Here is an 18,249-nt window from a genome sequence, read left to right as displayed (position 1 = left end):
GCCCTGGCGCAATGCCGTGGTCAGGCGACGTCGAGGTCGACCCGGGTCACCATCATGCCGCGCTCGCGCAGCGCGCTGTTCAAGGATTGCTTCACCCGCGCGCCCAGATCGCGGCGGTCGGCACGATCGGCGGCCGGCTCGCTGCGCAAGGCTTCCTGCGCGCCGCGGCGGATCAGCTGGTCGACCTGCTCGAACACCGCATCGGCGCGCTCCGGCTCCAGCACCTGCCAGTACACCGTGCCGCGCACGTCGTGCGCGTCGGCCAGCGGCTCCTCGAAACGCAGGGTCTGGCCGGCCAGGTTGATCTTGTGCGTGACCCGATCCAGCACCGGCAAGACCAGGTGCGTGCCCGCCTGCAGCACGCGCAGCAGCTTGCCGCGGCGATACAGGCTGTAGACCTGACCGGCCGGCACGTGCTTGACCGCGCTGGCGATCAGCACGGCGGGCACAACAAGCAGCAGGGTCAGCAGAATCATCATGGTCTGGGAAAACAGTAGCTTGCCTATGGTTTCTACAAATTCGCGGTAGCTTGAGGGTACAGCTACCTGAGCCCACAAAGATTAACCTTCATTTAACGGCGAAATCGAATCTTTAACAATAGACCGCAACCCGCGTATTGGCGACGCCATTCACAGAATCGACAAGTCCTTGAAGGGCATGCCCGAATCATGCCAACGAGCCGGTTGCTGCACTGCCGTAGCACGTTTTCCACGCATCACCGGCGACGCACTGGCGATCTATCCGGCATGCCCGTCGCGAATGGCCAAAAACTGCTGCGACGCAGCATAAAGCCGACTTTACAAGCACTTTACAATGCGCCATGAAAACGTTTACGTTGCCGCTGCAATGCGGTTTCCGAGCCCTTCCCGGACAACTCACGACATGTCGGCAGCAACCATCAAAGATGTAGCGCGCGAGGCCAAGGTATCCGTGGCATCGGTGTCGCGCGCACTGAATGGCGGCCGCGGGGTGACCGCGGAGACCAGCCAGCGCATCCGCGAGGCCGCGCTGCGCCTGCGCTACGTGCCGCACGCCGCGGCGCGCATGCTGATCACCCGCCGCACCAACACCGTCGGCGCGCTGCTGCCGGACCTGTACGGCGAGTTCTTTTCCGAGCTGATCCGCGGCATCGACCTGGCCGCGCGGGCGCGCGGCCTGCACTTGCTGGTGTCCAGCTCGCACGACGATGCCGCGGCCGCCGCCGTCGCGCTGCGCGCGATGCAGGGCCGCGTCGACGGCCTGCTGCTGATGTCGCCGCACGCCGATGCTGACTTTCTGCGGCAGAATCTGCCGCAGGATCTGCCCACCGTGCTGATGAACACCCGGTTGGCCGGCACCGACTACTGCGCGCTGTCGGTGGACAACGACGGCGGCGCCCGGCTGATGGTCGAGCACCTGCTGTCGCTGGGCCACCAGCGCATCGCGTTCATCCAGGGCCCGTCCGGCAACCGCGACGCCAGCGAGCGCGAGTTCGGCTACCGCGAAGCACTGGCCAGCCATGCGCCGGGCAACCCGGTGACCACCCTGGGCGGCGATTTCAGCGAGGAATCCGGCTATCGCGCCGGCCAGCAGGTGCTGGCGATGCGACCGCGGCCGGACGCCGTGTTCGCCGCCAACGACATGATGGCGATCGGCTGCATGGCAGCCTTGCGCGAGGCCGGCATCTGCGTGCCCGAGGAAATCGCCGTCTGCGGTTTCGACGACGTGCCGATGGCGCGTTACGTGACGCCGCCGCTGACCACGATCCAGGTGCACATCGCCGAGCTCGGCGAACAGGCGATGGAGCTGCTGGGCAAGCAGATCGACAACCCCGGCAGCGTCGCCACCGGCACCCGCCGCCGCGTCCGCGCCGAACTGGTGGTACGCGCGTCCAGCGGCGCGCCGATCGCGTAGCAGGCAGGAAATCAGGACCGGCGCAGGACCGCGCTGGCTGAAACCGCATCGACACGAGGCGGTTTCTCATGAACGGATCGTGGGGGCATTCCGCCCGCGGGCAACACAAAGCAACGTGACAGCACTGTCTGTCGTATCGAAATTTTGCCGGGGAGGGTAATCATGAAAACGTCTTTGCACTTCAGAAAGAAAATGTTGGCGAGCCTGATCAGCGCGTCGGTGGCCGCCATCGCCGGCGCACCGGCGGTCTCATGGGCGCAGACGGCCAATGCCACCTTGCGCGGCAACGGACCGGCCAACACCGATGTCACCGCCAAGAATGTCGCCACTGGCAGCACACGCCGCACCAGGATCGGAGCCGACGGCAGTTATGCGCTGGTCGGACTACCGCCAGGCACTTATCAGGTTGATGCCGGCCCCGGCACCCAGCAAACCGTCACGCTATCGGTGGCGTCTACCGCGACGCTCAACTTGGCGGCCGCCGCTACGGCACCGACCGGCCCGGTCACCACGCTCGGTGGCGTCACCGTTACCGGCATCAGCCTAGTGGAAGTAAAGACATCCGAAGTTGGCGCGACAATCTCGCAGCACCAGATCGATACGATCCCGCAGGTATCACGCAACTTCCTCGAGTTTGCGGACACCGTCCCGGGCATGGTCTTCAACGTCGATTCCTCCGGTCATACCTCGCTGAAAGGGGGCGCGCAAAACGCCAGTTCGGTAAACGTCTACATCGACGGCGTCGGCCAGAAGAGCTATGTCAAGGAAGGTGGCGTCAGCGGCCAGTTCGCCAGCCAGGGCAACCCGTTTCCACAACTGGCGATCGGTCAGTACAAGGTGATCACGTCGAACTACAAGGCAGAGTACGACCAGATATCCAGCGCTGCCGTCACCGCCGATACCAAGTCCGGTACCAACGAATTCCACGGCGAAGTATTCGGCACCTATACCAACGACAGCCTGCGCGCCGAGACACCCGCTGAAGAAGCGGCGCACAAGAAATCCAAGTCACACGAGAAAGAATACGGCTTCGCCATCGGCGGCCCGATCATCCAGGACAAGATGCATTTCTTCTTCACTTACGAGGCGAAGAAGTTCGATACCCCGGTAACGGTGGTGCCGGGCGTTACCAACACGATCGGCTATCTGCCAGCGGATGTCGCGGCCCAGGCCGGTCCTTCGGATCTGCCTTTCACCGAAGACCTGTACTTCGGCAAGATCGACTGGGAGCCGACCGATCGTGACCGCTTCGAACTGAGCGCACAGAAGCGCCAGGAAGACCAGTACGACAACATCGGTGGCGCGACCGCGCCGCCGGCCGGCATCAACGCCATCAATAACGACACCCGTATTGCTTTGCGCTGGCAGCACAGCGGCGACGCCTATTTCAACGAGGTGCTATTCACTCACGAAAACGCCTACAACAATCCGACCTCTTTGGGCAGCGGCAACGGCGCGGTTTACACCTTCGATCCGATGAACGACCAGACGATCCTGATCACCGGCGCGGCGAATGCGCTGGCCACCCAGAAAAAGGGCCAGAAAGGTCCCGCGCTGCAGGACGACCTCACCTTCAACGATCTCAACTGGCACGGCGATCACGTTGTCAAGATGGGCGTGAAGTACAAGATGGTGGACCTCAACGCGCAGGATGCAGGCACCAGCAATCCGCAGTTCTTTTACAACGTGAACACGACCGGCACTTCGGCGACGCCGTACAAGGCGTTTTTCCCCAATCCGGTGCCGGGCCTGAGCCCGGTGGCGAAATCGTCGGACAAACAACTGGGCATGTATATCCAGGACGATTGGGCAGTCAACGACAAGCTGACCCTCAACCTGGGCGTGCGCTGGGACTACGAGCGGAATCCGTCTTACCTCAACTACGTGACGCCGGCCAACGTAGTAGCCGCGCTGAATGGCCCGAACCCGGATTCAACCGCGCCGGCGGGGCAAACCTATGCCCAGGCATTAGCTTTGGGCGGCGTCAATGTAAACGATTACATCAGCACCGGCCACAACCGCAAGGCGCAGAAGAACGAATTCCAGCCGCGCCTCGGCTTCTCCTATGACATCAGCGGCGACGAGGAGCACGTGGTCTTCGGCGGTGCCGGCCGTGCCTATGACCGCGACCTGTACGACTACCTTCAGCTGGAACAGACCAAGGCCTCACTGCCGGAATCCACCGTGTATTTCCGCCAACCCGGTGCCGTCGGCCCCTGCTACAACAACGGCGCGCCATGTTTCGACTGGGATCCGAAATACCTCAATGGCGTCGGCAACCTGCAGGCTTTGCTGACGACGACCAACGCCGGCAATGAAGTGGATGCCATCAACAACCATCTGAAGGCACCGTATTCGGACCAGTTCAGTCTCGGCATGCGCAACAAGATCGGCGACTGGAACACGAGCGTCGCGGTCGCGCGCATCCTCAGCCACGACGGCTTCGTGTTTACCCTGGGCAACCGCTACCCGGACGGCTCGTTCTTCAAGAACGGCAGCCAGCCCTGGGGCAACGGCGTGCCCGGCTTCGGCGGTCTGATCATCGGCAACAACGGCATCGAGACACGCACCACCCAACTACTGCTGTCGGCCGACAAGCCTTACACGAAGGAATCCGGCTGGGGCACCACGTTTGCCTATACCTATACCCGGGCGACGCAGAACCGCGACATCGGCGAGCACTACTCGTTCGACGAGGCGACGATTCACCAGTACCCGTTCATCGATTCCAATGCCGCCGCCAGGCACCGCTTCGTCGCCACCGGCGTGATCGATATCCCGTGGGGTATCACGTTGTCGGCCAAACTGACCCTCGCCACGCCGACTCCGTTCAACGGGATTGCCTGCTACGGCGCGACCTTCCCGAACGGCAGCGGTTGCACCCCGGCGGCGGCCACACCGGGCGGCAACGGCAAGTTCCTCGTCGGCGGCAAGGTCTTCGGCTATCGCGACGTCGACTTCCAGGCAACCAAGGACTTCGACCTCGGCCACGGCATCAAGCTCTATGGCCGCTTCGATCTGCTCAACGCTTTCAACTTCAGGAACTACACGGACATCCTGGTCAACTGGGGCTCCAATGGCGTGCCGAACAACAACCCCGCGATGTACAACCCAACCGGCAACATCACCTTCGTGCCGCGTACGATCAAGTTCACCTTGGGCATGAGGTTCTGATGCCACACCCGATCGCATCGAGGCGGCGATAGAGGCAGCACCGCAAAGCCCGCTCCTCTCGCGGGCTTTGCTTTTCACCCGACCCTGTCACAGGTTCCATATGACCGACTTGCGCATCAGGAACATTGTCATCGTCGGCGGCGGCACTGCCGGCTGGATGGCGGCGGCCGCCTTCGCCAAGGTGCTCGGCGCCGCCTATTCGATCCGGCTGGTCGAGTCCGAGGAGATCGGCACCGTCGGTGTCGGCGAGGGCACGGTGCCTCACCTCAAGCTGTTCAACAACCTGCTCGGCATCGACGACGTCGAGTTCGTGAAGAACACGCAGGGCACGTTCAAGCTTGGCGTGCAATTCAACGACTGGGGTCGGCTCGGCGACAGCTACGTGCACGGCTTCGGCACGATCGGCCACGACGTCGGCCTGCTGCCGTTCCACCAGTACTGGATCAAGGCGCACCGGGCAGGCAAGGCACAGGATATCGGCGCGTACTCGCTGAACACCGTGGCCGCGCCGCGTGGTCGCTTCATGCCGTCGGCAAGTGACGCGCCACCGGGCTCGCCGCTGGCAAACGTCGCCTATGCGTATCACTTCGACGCCGGAAAGTACGCGCGCTTTTTGCGCGGTTACGCCGAACAACGCGGCGTGCGCCGCACCGAGGGCAAGGTCGCACAGACCGTGCTGCACCCCGACAGCGGCTTCGTCGAAGCAATCGTGCTGGAAAGCGGCGAGCGCATTGAGGGCGAGCTGTTTATCGACTGCTCCGGTTTCCGCGGCCTGCTGATCGAGCAGGCGTTGCACACCGGCTACCTCGATTTCAGCCACTGGTTGCCGTGCGACCGCGCGCTGGCGGTGGCCTGCGAGAAGGTGGGGCCGCCGACGCCGTACACCCGCGCCTCGGCGCGACCGGCCGGCTGGCAGTGGCGCATCCCGCTGCAGCATCGCACCGGCAACGGCTATGTCTATTCCAGCGCCCACGTCAGCGACGACGAGGCGGCCGCCACCCTGCTCGGCCATCTCGACGGCAAGCCGATGGGCGAGCCACGGTTGCTGCGCTTCACCACCGGCGTGCGCCGACAGGCATGGAACCGCAACGTGGTCGCGCTGGGCCTGGCCGGCGGCTTCATGGAGCCGCTGGAATCGACCAGCATCTACATGATCCAGTCCGGTATCGCGCGCCTGCTCAACCTGTTTCCGCAGCGGGATTTCAGCTCGGTGCTGATCGAACGCTACAACACGCAGTCGCGCTTCGAATACGAGCGCATCCGCGATTTCCTGATCCTGCATTACCACGCGACCGAGCGCGACGACACGCCGTTCTGGAACCAGTGCCGCACAATGTCGATCCCGCCGCAGCTGGCGGACAACATCCGCCTGTTCCGCGATAGCGGTCGCTTCTTCCGCGACGGCGAGGAAATGTTCGCGGTGGTCAGCTGGGTACAGGTGATGCTGGGCCAGCACATCATGCCGCAGAGCTACCATCCGCTGGTCGACCAGATGCCGGACGCGGAGCTGGCCGAGTTCATGGCCAGCGTCGGACGCGTGGTGGCCAGCTGCGTCGACGTGATGCCGCCGCACCAGGCATTCCTCGACCGCTGCTGCACGGCGCCCGCGCTGGTCGCCTGATCGGCCTACCTCCGGACCGGGCGGTTTCCGTTGCCATGGCTGCACGCGACACTTCCCCCGCAACAAAGAGTGCCCCAGCATGTCCAAGTTTTTCCGGATCCTGCACACCGTCGCCTTCTCTGCTCTGCTGGTGTTCGGCGCCGGCTGGCAAACCCCGGTCGCGGCACGGTCGTCGGCCCTCGGCTACGCCGCCCTGCCCACACAGCAGCAGGCGCTGGTCGACGACCTCGAGCGACGCAGCTTCGACTGGTTCTGGCAGAGTGCGGATCCGAAGACCGGGCTGGTGCCTGACTCGTATCCGGGCCAGTCGTTCTCTTCGATCGCCGCGGTGGGCTTCGGACTGACCGCCTACGGCGTGGGCGTCGAGCGCGGCTACATCACGCGCGGACAGGCGGCGGCGCGCACTCTGGCAACATTGCGCTTCTTCGCCGCTGCGCCGCAGAACGACAGCGAAGACGATGCCACCGGCTACCACGGTTTCTTCTACCACTTCCTCGACATGAAGACCGGCCGGCGTGCGATGCGTTACGTCGAGCTGTCCAGCGTGGACACCACCCTGCTGCTCGGCGGCGTACTGTTCGCGCAGTCGTACTACGACCGCGACACGCCGCAGGAGACCGAGATCCGCCAGCTCGCCGACACGATCTACCGCCGCGTCGACTGGCCGTGGATGCAGCCGCGCAAGCCGCTGATCAGCATGGGCTGGACGCCGGGCGGCCAGTTCATCCCGGCGGACTGGAAGGGCTACAACGAAGGCATGCTGGTGTACATCCTCGCGCTTGGCTCGCCGACTCATCCGGTCGGGCCGGAAGCCTGGACGGCGTGGCTTTCCACCAATCATCTGACCTGGGGCAGCTTCCAGGGCCAAACCTTCCTCAATTTCGCACCGCTGTTCGGCCACCAGTACAGCCAGAGCTGGGTCGACTTCCGCGGCATCCGCGACGCCTGGAGCCGCGAGCACGATCTCGACTATTTCGAGAACAGCCGCCGCGCCGCCTACGCGCAGCGCAGCTACGCGATCGCCAACCCCGGCCACTGGACCGGTTATGGCGCCAACGTGTGGGGCCTCACCGCCAGCAACGGGCCCGGCGGCCTGGTCGTGAAGAGCGCCGCGGGCGATCGCACGTTCCAGGGCTATACCGCGCGCGGCGTCGGGCTCGACTACATCTCCGACGACGGCACCATCGCGCCGACCGCAGCCGCAGGCTCGATCGCGTTCGCGCCGGAAATCGTGGTGCCCGCGCTGGAAACCATGAAGCAGCGCTACGGCAAATACATCTACAACGACTACGGTTTCGTCGACGCGTTCAACCTCAGCTTCCACACCCCCACCACGCTGCGCACCGGCAAGCTGGTACCCGGCCTGGGTTGGGTCGACACTCTGCAGCTGGGGATCGACCAGGGCCCGATCGTGCTGATGACCGAAAACTGGCGCAGCGGCTTCGTGTGGAACGTGATGAAGAAGAACCCGTACATCCGCAAGGGACTTGAGCGCGCCGGCTTCGAAGGCGGCTGGCTGGGCGCCGGGACACCGGAAAAATGACCTGCGGCGCGCGCCCGCAGCGATCGCGGCGTAGCTTGTGGCTGGCCGCCGCGATCGCCTTGTGCGGCGCACTGCTGGGCAGCTGCGCGCCGGCACCGGCGGGGCACGAACTCACGTTCTGGACGATCGGCCGCGAAGGCGAGGCGATCGTGAAGTTGCTGCCGGCGTTCGAGCGCGCGCATCCGGACATCCGCGTGAAGGTGCAGCAGCTGCCGCTGACCGCGGCACACCAGAAGCTGCTCACCGCGTTCGCCGGCAACTCCACGCCGGACCTCAGCCAGCTCGGCAACACCTGGCTGCCCGAGCTGGCGGCGCTGCACGCGCTGGAGCCGCTGCAGGCACGCGTGGACCGCTCGGCGGTGGTGCAACCGCACGACTACTTCGCCAGCATCTGGGCCACCAACGTGATCGACGGCACGCTGTACGGCGTGCCGTGGTACGTCGACACGCGGCTATTGTTCTACCGCAAGGATCTGCTGCAGAAGGCCGGCTTCGACGCCCCGCCGCGCACCTGGGCCGAGTGGCGGAGCCAGCTCGCCGCGCTGAGCGATCCGTCGCAGCACCGCTACGGCATCCTGCTGCCGACCAACGAGTACGAGCAGCTGATGTCGCTGGCGTTGCAACAGCCCGAGCCGCTGCTGCGCGACGGCGGCCGCTACGGCAACTTCGAAAGCGCCGGCTTCAAGCGCGCGCTGGCGTTCTACGTCGACACGTTCAAGCTGAAGCAGGCGCCGGCGATCACCAACGTCGAGGCCGGCAACCCGTGGACAGAATTCGGCCGCGGCGTGTACGCGTTCTACCTGTCCGGGCCGTGGAACATCGGCGAGTTCCGTTCGCGCCTGCCAGCATCACAGCAGGACGACTGGGCCACCGCACCGCTGCCCGGCCCGGACGGCGCCGGCATCGGCGTGGCCGGCGGTTCCAGCCTGGTGATCTTCCGCGCCTCGAAACACAAGGACGCCGCGTGGCAGCTGATCGAATACCTGTCGCAACCAGCGGTGCAGCAGCAGTTCTACGACCTGCTCGGCGACATGCCGCCGCGGCGCAATTCGTGGGAGGGCGGCGCGCTGCGCGGCGACCCGAAGGCGCGCGCGTTCCGCGAGCAGCTGGAACAAGTGAAGCCGACGCCGCCGGTGCCGGAGTGGGAGCGCATCGCCAACGAGATGCAGCTGGTCGCCGCCGAGGCGATCGCCGGTCGGCTGACGATCGACCAGGCCGCCGCCGAGATCGATCGCCGTGCCGACGCGATCCTGGCCAAGCGCCGCTGGGTGCTCGACCATGCGCAGCGCGACCCTGCCCGGGAACCCACGCCATGAATTCGCAGCGCAGCGCCTGGCTGTTCCTCGCCCCGGCACTCGTCGTGCTGGGCGTGTTCTTCCTGCTGCCGGTGCTGGCCGCACTCGCGCTCAGCCTGACCGACTACGACCTCTACGCGCTGGCCGACATCCGCAATCTGCGCTTCGTCGGCCTCGGCAATTACTGGGAGCTGCTGCAGCGGCCGCTGTTCTGGTCCGCACTGGGCCACACGGTGTACTTCGTGGCGGTGGGCGTGCCGCTGTCGATGGGCGCCTCGCTGGGCGCGGCGATGCTGCTTAACTCGCCGCTGGCGCGCTGCAAGCCGTTCTTCCGCACCGCGCTGTTCGCGCCGGTGGTGACCACGGTGGTGGCGGTGGCGGTGATCTGGCGCTACCTGTTCAACACCAAGTACGGCATGGCGAACTACATGCTGGATCTGCTCGGCATTCAGCCGGTCGACTGGCTCGGCGATCCGCACTGGGCGATGCCGACGATCATCCTGTTCGCAGTGTGGAAAAACTTCGGCTACAACATGATCATCTTCCTGGCCGGCCTGCAGGCGATCCCGCCGGACCTGTACGAGGCCGCGCGCATCGACGGCGCATCCAGCTGGCGGCAGTTCCGCCATATCACCCTGCCGATGCTGAAACCGACCATGCTGATGGTCGGCATCCTCACCGTGTCGGGCTATTTCCAGCTGTTCGCCGAGCCCTACGTGATGACCGAGGGCGGCCCGCTGCAGAGCACCGTGAGCGTGCTGTACCTGATGTACGACGAAGGCTTCAAGTGGTGGAACCTCGGCTCGGCTTCGGCGGTGGCGTTCCTGCTGTTCCTGCTCATGTTCGCGGTGACCGTGCTGATGGTGAAGCTGTCGCAGCGCGGGGAGCATTCTGATGGAGAGCCGACATGAGCCCGCGGCTGATGAAGGCGCTGATCAACGGCTTGCTGATCGGCGCCGCGGCAGTCGCGCTGTTCCCGCTGCTGTGGATGCTGTCGGTGTCGTTCATGGCGCCGGGCGAAGCCAGTGCGTTGCCGCCGTCGTTGCTGCCGAAGCACTCGAGCTGGGCGAACTACCGCGAGCTGTTCGTGCACGCCGGCATGGGCCGCTACCTGCTCAACAGCCTGCTGGTCGCCGGCGCGATCACCGCGCTGTCGCTGGTGTTCAACCTGATGGCCGGCTACGCCTTCGCCAAGCTGCGCTTCGCCGGCCGCGAGCGCTTGTTCCAGGCACTGCTCGGCGCGCTGGTGATCCCCGCCCAGGTGGCGATGCTGCCGCTGTTCCTGTTGCTGAAATACATCGGCCTGATCAACAGCTACGCCGGCGTGGTGGTGCCCGCGATGGCCACCGTGTTCGGCATCTTCCTGGTGCGCCAGTACACCCGCAGTATCCCCGACGAACTGCTGGAGGCCGCGCGCATCGACGGCGCCGGCGAGTGGCGCATCTTCGCGCAGATCGTGTTGCCGCTGCTCAAACCCATCGTGGTGACGCTGGCGATCTTCACCTTTCTTGCCGCGTGGAACGACTTCATGTGGCCGCTGATCGTGCTGACCGGGCAGGAGCACTACACGCTACCGATCGGGCTGGCCTCGCTGGCGCGCGAACACGCGCAGGACAGCGAACTGATGATGGCCGGTTCGGTGGTCACCGTGCTGCCGGTGCTGCTGCTGTTCCTGGCGATGCAGCGCTACTACCTGCAAGGGCTGCTGCTGGGCAGTGTGAAGGGCTGAGCCCGCTTCAATGAAGAAACCCGCCTTTCGCCTTCGTACCCTCTCCCGGAGGGAGAGGGGGCAAAAGCGGGCGTGTTTCTCTACTCAGAACTTGCCGGCGCGAAAGTCGGCGATCGCTTCGTGGATCTGCTCGGGCGTGTTCATCACGAACGGCCCGTAGCGCGCCACGCTTTCGTTCAGCGGCTTGCCGGCGACCACCAGCAGGCGCGAGGGCTTGTCGCCGCCGGCCAGTTGCAACTGTTCGCCGTCGGACAGCACGCCCAGCTCGCTGCGCTGCAGTTGCTCGCCACCGACCAGGGCCGCCTCGCCGTCGAACACGTAGGCGAAGCCGTGATGCCCGGCGGGAATATCCAGCGTGAACCGCGCGCCCGGCTGCAGGGCGATGTCCAGGTACACCGGCGCGGTGACAATGCCCTCGACCGGGCCGGTGGCGCCGGCCAGTTCGCCGGCGATCACCTTGACCTCGACGCCCGCGGCCGGCTGCACCACCGGAATCCGCTCGGGGCCGATGTCCTGATAGCGCGGCGCGGTCATCTTGTCGGCCGCCGGCAGGTTCACCCACAGCTGGAAGCCCCACATCAGGCCGTTCTCCTGCTGCGGCATTTCCGAATGCAGGATGCCGCGGCCGGCGGTCATCCACTGCACGCTGCCGGGGGTGAGGTCACCGCGGTTGCCGTGGTTGTCCTGGTGCTGCATGTGCCCGGCCAGCATGTAGGTGACCGTCTCGAAGCCGCGATGCGGATGTTCCGGGAAGCCGGCGATGTAATCGTTCGCGCTGTCGGAACGGAACTCGTCCAGCAGCAGGAACGGATCGAGCATGTCCAGCCCGGGCTGTCCGATCACGCGCTTCAGCTTCACGCCGGCGCCGTCGGACGTGTCCATGCCGCGGATGCGGCGGGTGATGTGGCGGTCGCTCATGGCTTACTCCGGTAGGAATGACTGGCCGCCAAGATGGCCCCGTTCGCGCGCTTATCCAAGCGCCGGTGCCGGAACGGATCGTTCCGCCACGGCAACGCCGGCGCAGTCGAATCCAAGCCGGCGTCGCCGCTCCCGCTACGACGGCCTCAATGCACCCAGTGCCCGCTGCGCTGGCGCGGCGGGTTGCCATCGTCGTCGTCGGTGGGCTGCTGCTGGCGCACCATCGCCTCGACTTCCGCTTCGGTGGCGGGTTTGGCCTGCCAGTACTGGTTCACCGCGCCGAGCACGGCCGGCACCTGTGCCAGGCACTCGTCGTATTCGTCGTCGCTGAGTTTCTCGAACTCGGTGTCGGCGCTGAGGATGCCTTCGTCCACCGCCAGCGCCATCACCGGGCCGAGCAGTTCCATCAGCTGCGGGTCCTCGGCCAGGCGGCCTTCCCACAGCCCGGCGCGCAAGTCGATGCCGCGGCTGAAGCCTTCGCACCAGCCGGCGGCGGACAGCATCGGGCCGCCTTCCATCTCAACCTCGCCGAGGATCGGTTCGTAGGCGTCCACCTCGAGCTCGGCGACGATCGAATCGTTGAGCTTGGCCAGCAGCGCCAGCACGCGGTTGCCTTCGCCCTCGTCGGCGAACGGCTCGTGCAGTACTTCGGGCAGCCATTCGTCCGGCAGCACCAGCAGCGGGCCGACCGCCAGCGCGCTGAGCAGGCCGTGCACGCCGTCCAGCAGCAGGTCGCCTTCGCCGGTATGCGCGCGCAGATAGCGATCCAGCTCATCCAGCTCGTTGTCGTCCAGCGAGCTGGGCCATTCGGTTTTTGCGGTCATTACTTCAGATATCCAGTTCCAGCGTCACCGGCGTGTGGTCGGAGGGGCGCTCCCAGCGGCGCGGTTCGCGGTCGATCGCCGCCGCCGTGGCGGCGGATTTCAATGCCTCGCCGATCAGGATCAGGTCGATGCGCAGGCCCATGTTGCGACGGAACGCGGCCTGCCGGTAGTCCCACCAGCTGTAGTGTCCGGCCTCCGGCTGGAACAGCCGGAAGCTGTCGTGCAGGCCGAGGTCGGTGATCGCCTTGAGCGCGGCGCGTTCCGGCGGCGAACACAGAATGTCCTCGCCCCAGGCGGCCGGGTCGTAAACGTCGCGGTCGTCCGGGCAGATGTTGAAATCGCCCAGCACGACCAGGTTCGGGTGGCGTTCCTGTTCGCGCGCCAGGAACTCGCGCACCTTGGTCAGCCAGTCCAGCTTGTACGCGTACTTCTCGTCGCCGACCGCCTTGCCGTTGACCACGTACAGATTCACCACGCGCAGAACCTGCCCCGGACTCGATCCGGGGGTGCCGATGGTGGCGGCGAGGATGCGCCGCTGCGGGTCGTCCAGGCCGGGGATGTCGGTGACGATGTCGACGGGCTGGTCGCGGGCCAGGATCGCCACGCCGTTGTAGGTCTTCTGGCCCGAATACACCGCGCGATAGCCGGCCGCAGCCAGTTCGTCGACCGGAAACTTCGCGTCTTCTAGCTTGGTTTCCTGCAACGCCACCACGTCCGGCTGCGCGTCGGCCAGCCACTGGGTCAGGTGCGGCAGGCGCACCTTCAGCGAATTGACGTTCCACGAGGCAATTTTCATCGCGGCATTGTAAGGGAAGCGCCGCCACGGGCTACCGGACCGGGGATAAACCTGCGGCCCGGAAACCATCGCCAAGGCCCGCCGAGTGGCGCTGCAGCGCGGCTGGGCGGCACAAACCGGCCGGTCTGGATGCCTGAGGCGGGCCCACCTCAGGCAATTTGCACAGGAAAATCACCGAAAACCGGTATTCCGGTGTATGCTGGCTAAGCAAGAGTCCGAGGCAACTCCGATTTTCTTGCCCCTATTGCGGTCAAGTGCACTTCGCTCCGAGCCGCAAATCATCCATGCTTCAAAGGTAATGTTACATGTCGGATCGTCAGAGCGGTACAGTCAAGTGGTTCAACGACGCCAAAGGTTTTGGCTTCATCACCCCGGAAAGCGGTGACGACCTGTTCGTGCATTTCCGCGCGATCCAGGGCACGGGCTTCAAGTCCCTGCAGGAAGGCCAGCGCGTCACGTTCGTCGTCACCAAGGGCCAGAAAGGCCTGCAGGCTGAGGAAGTCCAGGTTGCCTAATTCCTTCGGGAATTGAGCGATCTTGAAAAGCCCGCTTCGGCGGGCTTTTTTTCGCCTGGCGTTTGGCAGTGCCCGGGCCTGGGCACTACCCCAGCCTGCCGCGATCAGGCCAGCCCGTGGCTGCGCAGCAGCGCCTCCGGCTCCGGCTTCCTGCCGCGGAAGGCGACGAAGCTTTCCAGTGCCGGGCGGCTGGCGCCGACTGCGAGGAACTCGCGGCGGAAGCGTTCGCCGGTGGCGCGATCGATCACGCCATGCTCCTCGAATTCGCCGAACGCGTCGGCGCTGAGCAACTCGGCCCACAGGTAGCTGTAATAACCGGCCGCGTAACCGCCGGCGAAGATGTGGCTGAAGCCGTGCGGGAAGCGCTGCCACGCCGGCGGATGCATGACCGCCACCTGCTTGCGCACCTGTTCCAGCACCGCCAGCGGGCGGGCGCCTTGCGCCGGGTCGTACTCCAGGTGCAGCAGGAAATCGAACAGGGCGAATTCCAGCTGGCGCACCAGGAACAGGCCGGCGTGGAAATGCCGCGCGGCCAGCATGCGTTCGAACAACGCGTCCGGCAGCCGCTCGCCGGTCTGCCAGTGCCTCGCGAACAGGTCCAGCGCCTCGCGGTTCCAGCCGAAGTTCTCCATGAATTGGCTGGGCAGCTCCACCGCGTCCCACTCGACGCCGTCGATGCCGCCGATCGAGGGCAGCGCGACCTCGGTGAGCAGGTGGTGCAGGCCGTGGCCGAATTCGTGGAACAGGGTCAGCACGTCGTCGTGGGTGAGCAGGGCCGGCTTGCCCTCGGTGGGCGGCGCGAAATTGCAGGTGAGGAAGGCCACCGGCAACTGCCATTGCGCGCCGTCGTCGAAGCGGGCGCGGCAGACGTCCATCCACGCGCCGCCGCGCTTGCCATTGCGCGCGTACAGGTCGACGTAGGCGCCGGCGAACACGCGGCCGTCGGCGTCGCGCACGTCGTAGTAGCGTACCTGCGGATGCCACACGTCGACGCCGTCGCGCGGGGCGAGGGTGATGCCGTACAACTGCGTGGTGAGGCCGAACAGGCCGTCGATCACCGCCGGCAGCGGGAAGTACGGCTTCAGCTGTTCCTCGTCCAGCGCATATTCGCGCTGGCGCAGTTTCTCCGCGGCGTAGCCGACGTCCCACGGTTCGAGGTTGTCCAGCTTCAACTCGGTGCTGGCGAACTCGCGCAGCGTGGCCAGCTCGCGTTGCGCCACCGGCTTCGCGCGCGCGGCCAGGTCGTGCAGGAACTCCATCACCTCGGTCGGCGAGACGGCCATCTTGGTCGCCAGCGACTCCTCCGCCGCGTTGGCGAAACCGAGCAGCCGCGCCGCCTCGTGGCGCAGCGCCATGATCCGCTCGATGCGCGCGCTGTTGTCGAACTTGCCCGCGTTCGGGCCCTGGTCGGAGGCGCGCGTCTGGTAGGCCCAGTACACCCGCTCGCGCAGGCCGCGATGGTCGGCGTAGGTCAGCACCGCCTGCACGCTGGGCTGCTTCAGGGTGACCAGATAGCCGTCCAGTTGCTGGTCCTGCGCATACTGGCGCAGCACCGCGCGGCCGGAGTCCGGGATGCCGGCGAGGTCGCGCTCGTCGCTGACGTGTTCGTGCCACGCCTCACTGGCGTCGAGCACGGCGTTGGAGAATTCGGTGGAGAGTTTCGACAACTCCACCCCGATCTCGCGAAAGCGCGAACGCGCCGGCTCGTCCAGCGCCACGCCGGACAACCGGAAGTCGCGCAGCGCATGTTCGACCAGCGCGCGTTCGGGGCGCGGCAACGCGGCGAAATCCGGCGCATCGGCCAGCGCCTGCACCGCGGCATACAGGTCGCGGTTCTGGCCCAGCTCGATCGCGTGCTCGGTGAGCTTCTCCTCGGCCGGTCCGTACACCGCGCGCAAGGCCTCGCTGTCGGCCACCGAATGCAGGTGCGACACCGGCGCCCAGGCCCGCGCCAGGCGCTGCTCCAGCCGTTCCTGGGTCAGCATCACCGTGGCGAAATCGCGTGGCGCGCCAGGCGCGACCAGCGCGTCGATGCTGGCGCGGTAGTCGGCCAGGATCGCGTCGATCGCCGGCGCAACGTGCTCGGGAAGGATCTGCGAAAACGTCGGCAGGGTGTCGTCGGCCAGCAGCGGGTTGTCGTGACTCATGAACGCTCCTTTCAGGCCGTCAGCGTGGCGATCGCGCCGGGCGAAATCAAGCATCACGATGTGACGGCCCGGCCGCGCCGCTAGAATGCCCGGATGAACCCCCTGCGCAGCTTCAAGGGCATCGCGCCCACCCTCGGCCAACGCGTCTACGTCGACCCCGCCGCCAGCGTGATCGGCGACGTGGTGCTGGGCGACGACGTGTCGATCTGGCCGGGCACGGTGCTGCGCGGCGACGTCAACCACATCCGCGTCGGCGCGAGAACCAGCATCCAGGACGGCAGCATCGTGCACGTCGCCCACGCCGGGCCGTACGGCCCGGGCTTCCCGTGCCTGATCGGCGAGGGTGTCACCATCGGCCACGCGGCGGTGGTGCACGCCTGCACGATCGGCGACTACTGCCTGATCGGCATGCACGCCAGCGTGCTGGACGGCGCGGTGGTGCACAAGTACGGCTTCATCGGCGCCGGCGCGCTGATCCCGCCGGGCAAGGTGGTCGGCGAACGCGAGCTGTGGCTGGGCAACCCGGCGAAGTTCGTGCGCCTGCTCAGCGACCGCCAGATCGAGCAGCTGCACTACTCCGCCGACCACTACGTGCGCCTGAAAGACGAGTACCTGGCGTCCGCCTGATGCCGCCGCGACGCGTACTGTTCCTGTGCAGCCGCAACCGCCTGCGCAGTCCCACCGCGGAGCAGGTATTCGGCACCTGGCCGAACCTTGAAGTCGACTCCGCTGGCTTGGCCGACGATGCAGAGACGATGCTGACGGCCGAGCAGCTGGACTGGGCCGAACTGATCGTGGTGATGGAGGCCAGTCACCGCCACCGGCTGCAGGCGCGCCACCGCACGCGGCTCAAGGGCAAGCGGGTGGTTTGCCTGGACATCCCCGACGACTACACGTTCATGCAGCCGGAACTGGTCGCGCTGCTGCTGAAGAAAGTCGGGCCGCTGTTGCGCTGACCCTGGCGCGGAATCACATCGCCGCGCCGCGCGCCGCGTTCGCCTGGCGGATGCGTTCGGCTTCGGCCTCGTGCTGCCGCATCACGATGTTGCGCGCGGCGGAGAGCTTGCCGCCGAGCAGGGCCAGCGTGAAGTTGTCGCGGTCGAATTCGCGCAACAGGTCGATCTCGCGCCGCGCCTCTTCCAGCTCCCTGCGGTTGATGGTGTGCTCGATCTCGTCCGCGGCGCGCGGGAAGGATTCGCGCAGAGCCTCACCGGCAGTCTTGTTGCCCGGATCCAGCTGCAGCACGCTCAAGTAAAACTCGAACGCATTGCTGCCGACCGGCGCGACCAGGCGGCCGTCGTGCATCGCATCGCGAGCCAACCCGAGCAGGATGCCGCTGCCGCTTTGCGCGTCATCGGCGGCGGTATCCACCGTATCGGCGGGCAGCGGCCCGAGATCCACCATCGCCGCCTCGGCGGTGGCGCGGCCGTACCAGAAGACGCCACCGCCGAACGCCAGCAGGACCATCAGCGGAACGAGGACAAGGGCGTGACGACGCGACGCGGCAAAAAGGGAGCGGAACATGACACCTGCTGCATGGACGGTCGCTCGCGAAGACGGCGCCGGCGGCGCGCTCCCGGCGACAGGCGCCACGGTAGCCGTCACGTGTTTCAGTCCCGTGTCGGTACCCGTCAGCGTCACCGAACGGACTGCCCGCTTTTCGATGAAAAGCCGGCCCAGCTTTCGACAGAAACCAGCAACCACAGATGATGGCTTTGACGATTTGCTCAAGTCGGAGCTACCGCTGTCTCCAAATGAGAATCTTTTGTCGCAGATGGAGAAGCAACACGCCGG

At 66.0% G+C, this 18,249-nt stretch carries 16 protein-coding genes; 10 read left to right on the top strand and 6 right to left on the bottom strand.

The genetic code is table 11. The features are described 5' to 3' along the window. Nucleotides 1–20 precede the first annotated feature (20 nt). On the bottom strand, nucleotides 21–479 hold the full coding sequence (locus ASG75_RS11320; RefSeq protein ID WP_056388922.1) for an SPFH domain-containing protein: 459 nt from the start codon (nucleotides 477–479) through the stop codon (nucleotides 21–23). A gap of 403 nt (nucleotides 480–882) precedes the next feature. On the opposite strand from ASG75_RS11320, the gene ASG75_RS11315 reads away from it, so the two are divergent. The 7 genes from ASG75_RS11315 (at nucleotide 883) to ASG75_RS11285 (ending at nucleotide 11,255) form a co-directional block, all read left to right on the top strand. Next, on the top strand, nucleotides 883–1,893 hold the full coding sequence (locus ASG75_RS11315; protein WP_056388919.1) for a LacI family DNA-binding transcriptional regulator: 1,011 nt from the start codon (nucleotides 883–885) through the stop codon (nucleotides 1,891–1,893). Nucleotides 1,894–2,112: 219 nt separating this feature from the next. Continuing rightward, nucleotides 2,113–5,067 (top strand): TonB-dependent receptor, encoded by a 2,955-nt coding sequence (locus tag ASG75_RS11310; protein ID WP_235580200.1) that lies wholly within the window; start codon nucleotides 2,113–2,115, stop codon nucleotides 5,065–5,067. Nucleotides 5,068–5,167: 100 nt separating this feature from the next. Continuing rightward, on the top strand, nucleotides 5,168–6,688 hold the full coding sequence (locus ASG75_RS11305; protein ID WP_056388914.1) for a tryptophan halogenase family protein: 1,521 nt from the start codon (nucleotides 5,168–5,170) through the stop codon (nucleotides 6,686–6,688). A 79-nt stretch (nucleotides 6,689–6,767) separates the two neighbouring features. Next, nucleotides 6,768–8,231, top strand: coding sequence for a glucoamylase family protein (locus ASG75_RS11300; RefSeq protein ID WP_082547572.1), 1,464 nt, complete (start codon nucleotides 6,768–6,770; stop codon nucleotides 8,229–8,231). After that, a complete protein-coding gene (locus ASG75_RS11295) occupies nucleotides 8,228–9,547 on the top strand; it encodes a sugar ABC transporter substrate-binding protein (protein ID WP_056388912.1) in 1,320 nt (439 codons plus the stop codon). Before ASG75_RS11300 ends, ASG75_RS11295 begins: the two co-directional genes overlap by 4 nt. Next, nucleotides 9,544–10,437, top strand: a complete 894-nt coding sequence (locus tag ASG75_RS11290; RefSeq protein WP_056388909.1) for a sugar ABC transporter permease — start codon at nucleotides 9,544–9,546, stop codon at nucleotides 10,435–10,437. Before ASG75_RS11295 ends, ASG75_RS11290 begins: the two co-directional genes overlap by 4 nt. Next, nucleotides 10,434–11,255, top strand: a complete 822-nt coding sequence (locus ASG75_RS11285) for a carbohydrate ABC transporter permease (protein ID WP_056388906.1) — start codon at nucleotides 10,434–10,436, stop codon at nucleotides 11,253–11,255. Before ASG75_RS11290 ends, ASG75_RS11285 begins: the two co-directional genes overlap by 4 nt. Nucleotides 11,256–11,339: 84 nt before the next feature. On the opposite strand, the gene ASG75_RS11280 is transcribed toward ASG75_RS11285, so the two are convergent. From ASG75_RS11280 to xth, 3 genes are all read right to left on the bottom strand, one after another. Next, the gene (locus ASG75_RS11280) at nucleotides 11,340–12,173 is read right to left on the bottom strand and encodes a pirin family protein (RefSeq protein ID WP_056388905.1); all 834 of its coding nucleotides are present in this window, start codon (nucleotides 12,171–12,173) and stop codon (nucleotides 11,340–11,342) included. Between the two features lie 146 nt (nucleotides 12,174–12,319). Continuing rightward, nucleotides 12,320–12,997 carry a YecA family protein gene (locus tag ASG75_RS11275; RefSeq protein ID WP_056388902.1) on the bottom strand — a complete coding sequence of 226 codons (678 nt, stop codon included), beginning with the start codon at nucleotides 12,995–12,997 and terminating at the stop codon, nucleotides 12,320–12,322. A gap of 4 nt (nucleotides 12,998–13,001) precedes the next feature. Further along, nucleotides 13,002–13,793 carry an exodeoxyribonuclease III gene (gene xth / locus ASG75_RS11270; RefSeq protein ID WP_056388898.1) on the bottom strand — a complete coding sequence of 264 codons (792 nt, stop codon included), beginning with the start codon at nucleotides 13,791–13,793 and terminating at the stop codon, nucleotides 13,002–13,004. 305 nt (nucleotides 13,794–14,098) lie between these two features. Here xth and ASG75_RS11265 point away from each other — a divergent pair, with 305 nt between their 5' ends. Beyond that, entirely contained in the window at nucleotides 14,099–14,308 is a 210-nt protein-coding gene (locus tag ASG75_RS11265; protein ID WP_007809889.1) for a cold-shock protein, read from the top strand. A 104-nt stretch (nucleotides 14,309–14,412) separates the two neighbouring features. On the opposite strand, the gene ASG75_RS11260 is transcribed toward ASG75_RS11265, so the two are convergent. Beyond that, the gene (locus ASG75_RS11260) at nucleotides 14,413–16,455 is read right to left on the bottom strand and encodes a M3 family metallopeptidase (RefSeq protein WP_056389372.1); all 2,043 of its coding nucleotides are present in this window, start codon (nucleotides 16,453–16,455) and stop codon (nucleotides 14,413–14,415) included. Nucleotides 16,456–16,548: 93 nt separating this feature from the next. Here ASG75_RS11260 and ASG75_RS11255 point away from each other — a divergent pair, with 93 nt between their 5' ends. Both ASG75_RS11255 and ASG75_RS11250 read left to right on the top strand, forming a co-directional pair. Further along, nucleotides 16,549–17,082, top strand: coding sequence for a gamma carbonic anhydrase family protein (locus ASG75_RS11255; RefSeq protein WP_056388895.1), 534 nt, complete (start codon nucleotides 16,549–16,551; stop codon nucleotides 17,080–17,082). Beyond that, nucleotides 17,082–17,411, top strand: a complete 330-nt coding sequence (locus ASG75_RS11250; protein WP_056388891.1) for a low molecular weight protein tyrosine phosphatase family protein — start codon at nucleotides 17,082–17,084, stop codon at nucleotides 17,409–17,411. Before ASG75_RS11255 ends, ASG75_RS11250 begins: the two co-directional genes overlap by 1 nt. Nucleotides 17,412–17,424: 13 nt before the next feature. Here the strand turns inward: ASG75_RS11250 and ASG75_RS11245 are convergent, their stop codons facing one another. Continuing rightward, nucleotides 17,425–18,186, bottom strand: a complete 762-nt coding sequence (locus ASG75_RS11245) for an energy transducer TonB (RefSeq protein WP_235580199.1) — start codon at nucleotides 18,184–18,186, stop codon at nucleotides 17,425–17,427. Nucleotides 18,187–18,249: the final 63 nt, after the last annotated feature.

The sequence above is a fragment of the Rhodanobacter sp. Soil772 genome (assembly GCF_001428385.1).
Lineage (GTDB): Bacteria > Pseudomonadota > Gammaproteobacteria > Xanthomonadales > Rhodanobacteraceae > Rhodanobacter.
This window is presented reverse-complemented; position numbering and strand designations above follow the sequence as displayed.

Bases quoted from the DNA above. Each gene is read 5' to 3' on its own strand.
- ASG75_RS11305 (WP_056388914.1), top strand. From the start codon at position 5,168: ATGACCGACTTGCGCATCAGGAACATTGTCATCGTCGGCGGCGGCACT.
- ASG75_RS11320 (WP_056388922.1), bottom strand. From the start codon at position 479: ATGATGATTCTGCTGACCCTGCTGCTTGTTGTGCCCGCCGTGCTGATC.
- ASG75_RS11250 (WP_056388891.1), top strand. From the start codon at position 17,082: ATGCCGCCGCGACGCGTACTGTTCCTGTGCAGCCGCAACCGCCTGCGC.
- xth (WP_056388898.1), bottom strand. From the start codon at position 13,793: ATGAAAATTGCCTCGTGGAACGTCAATTCGCTGAAGGTGCGCCTGCCG.
- ASG75_RS11255 (WP_056388895.1), top strand. From the start codon at position 16,549: ATGAACCCCCTGCGCAGCTTCAAGGGCATCGCGCCCACCCTCGGCCAA.
- ASG75_RS11280 (WP_056388905.1), bottom strand. From the start codon at position 12,173: ATGAGCGACCGCCACATCACCCGCCGCATCCGCGGCATGGACACGTCC.
- ASG75_RS11285 (WP_056388906.1), top strand. From the start codon at position 10,434: ATGAGCCCGCGGCTGATGAAGGCGCTGATCAACGGCTTGCTGATCGGC.
- ASG75_RS11295 (WP_056388912.1), top strand. From the start codon at position 8,228: ATGACCTGCGGCGCGCGCCCGCAGCGATCGCGGCGTAGCTTGTGGCTG.
- ASG75_RS11315 (WP_056388919.1), top strand. From the start codon at position 883: ATGTCGGCAGCAACCATCAAAGATGTAGCGCGCGAGGCCAAGGTATCC.
- ASG75_RS11265 (WP_007809889.1), top strand. From the start codon at position 14,099: ATGTCGGATCGTCAGAGCGGTACAGTCAAGTGGTTCAACGACGCCAAA.
- ASG75_RS11275 (WP_056388902.1), bottom strand. From the start codon at position 12,997: ATGACCGCAAAAACCGAATGGCCCAGCTCGCTGGACGACAACGAGCTG.
- ASG75_RS11300 (WP_082547572.1), top strand. From the start codon at position 6,768: ATGTCCAAGTTTTTCCGGATCCTGCACACCGTCGCCTTCTCTGCTCTG.
- ASG75_RS11260 (WP_056389372.1), bottom strand. From the start codon at position 16,455: ATGAGTCACGACAACCCGCTGCTGGCCGACGACACCCTGCCGACGTTT.
- ASG75_RS11290 (WP_056388909.1), top strand. From the start codon at position 9,544: ATGAATTCGCAGCGCAGCGCCTGGCTGTTCCTCGCCCCGGCACTCGTC.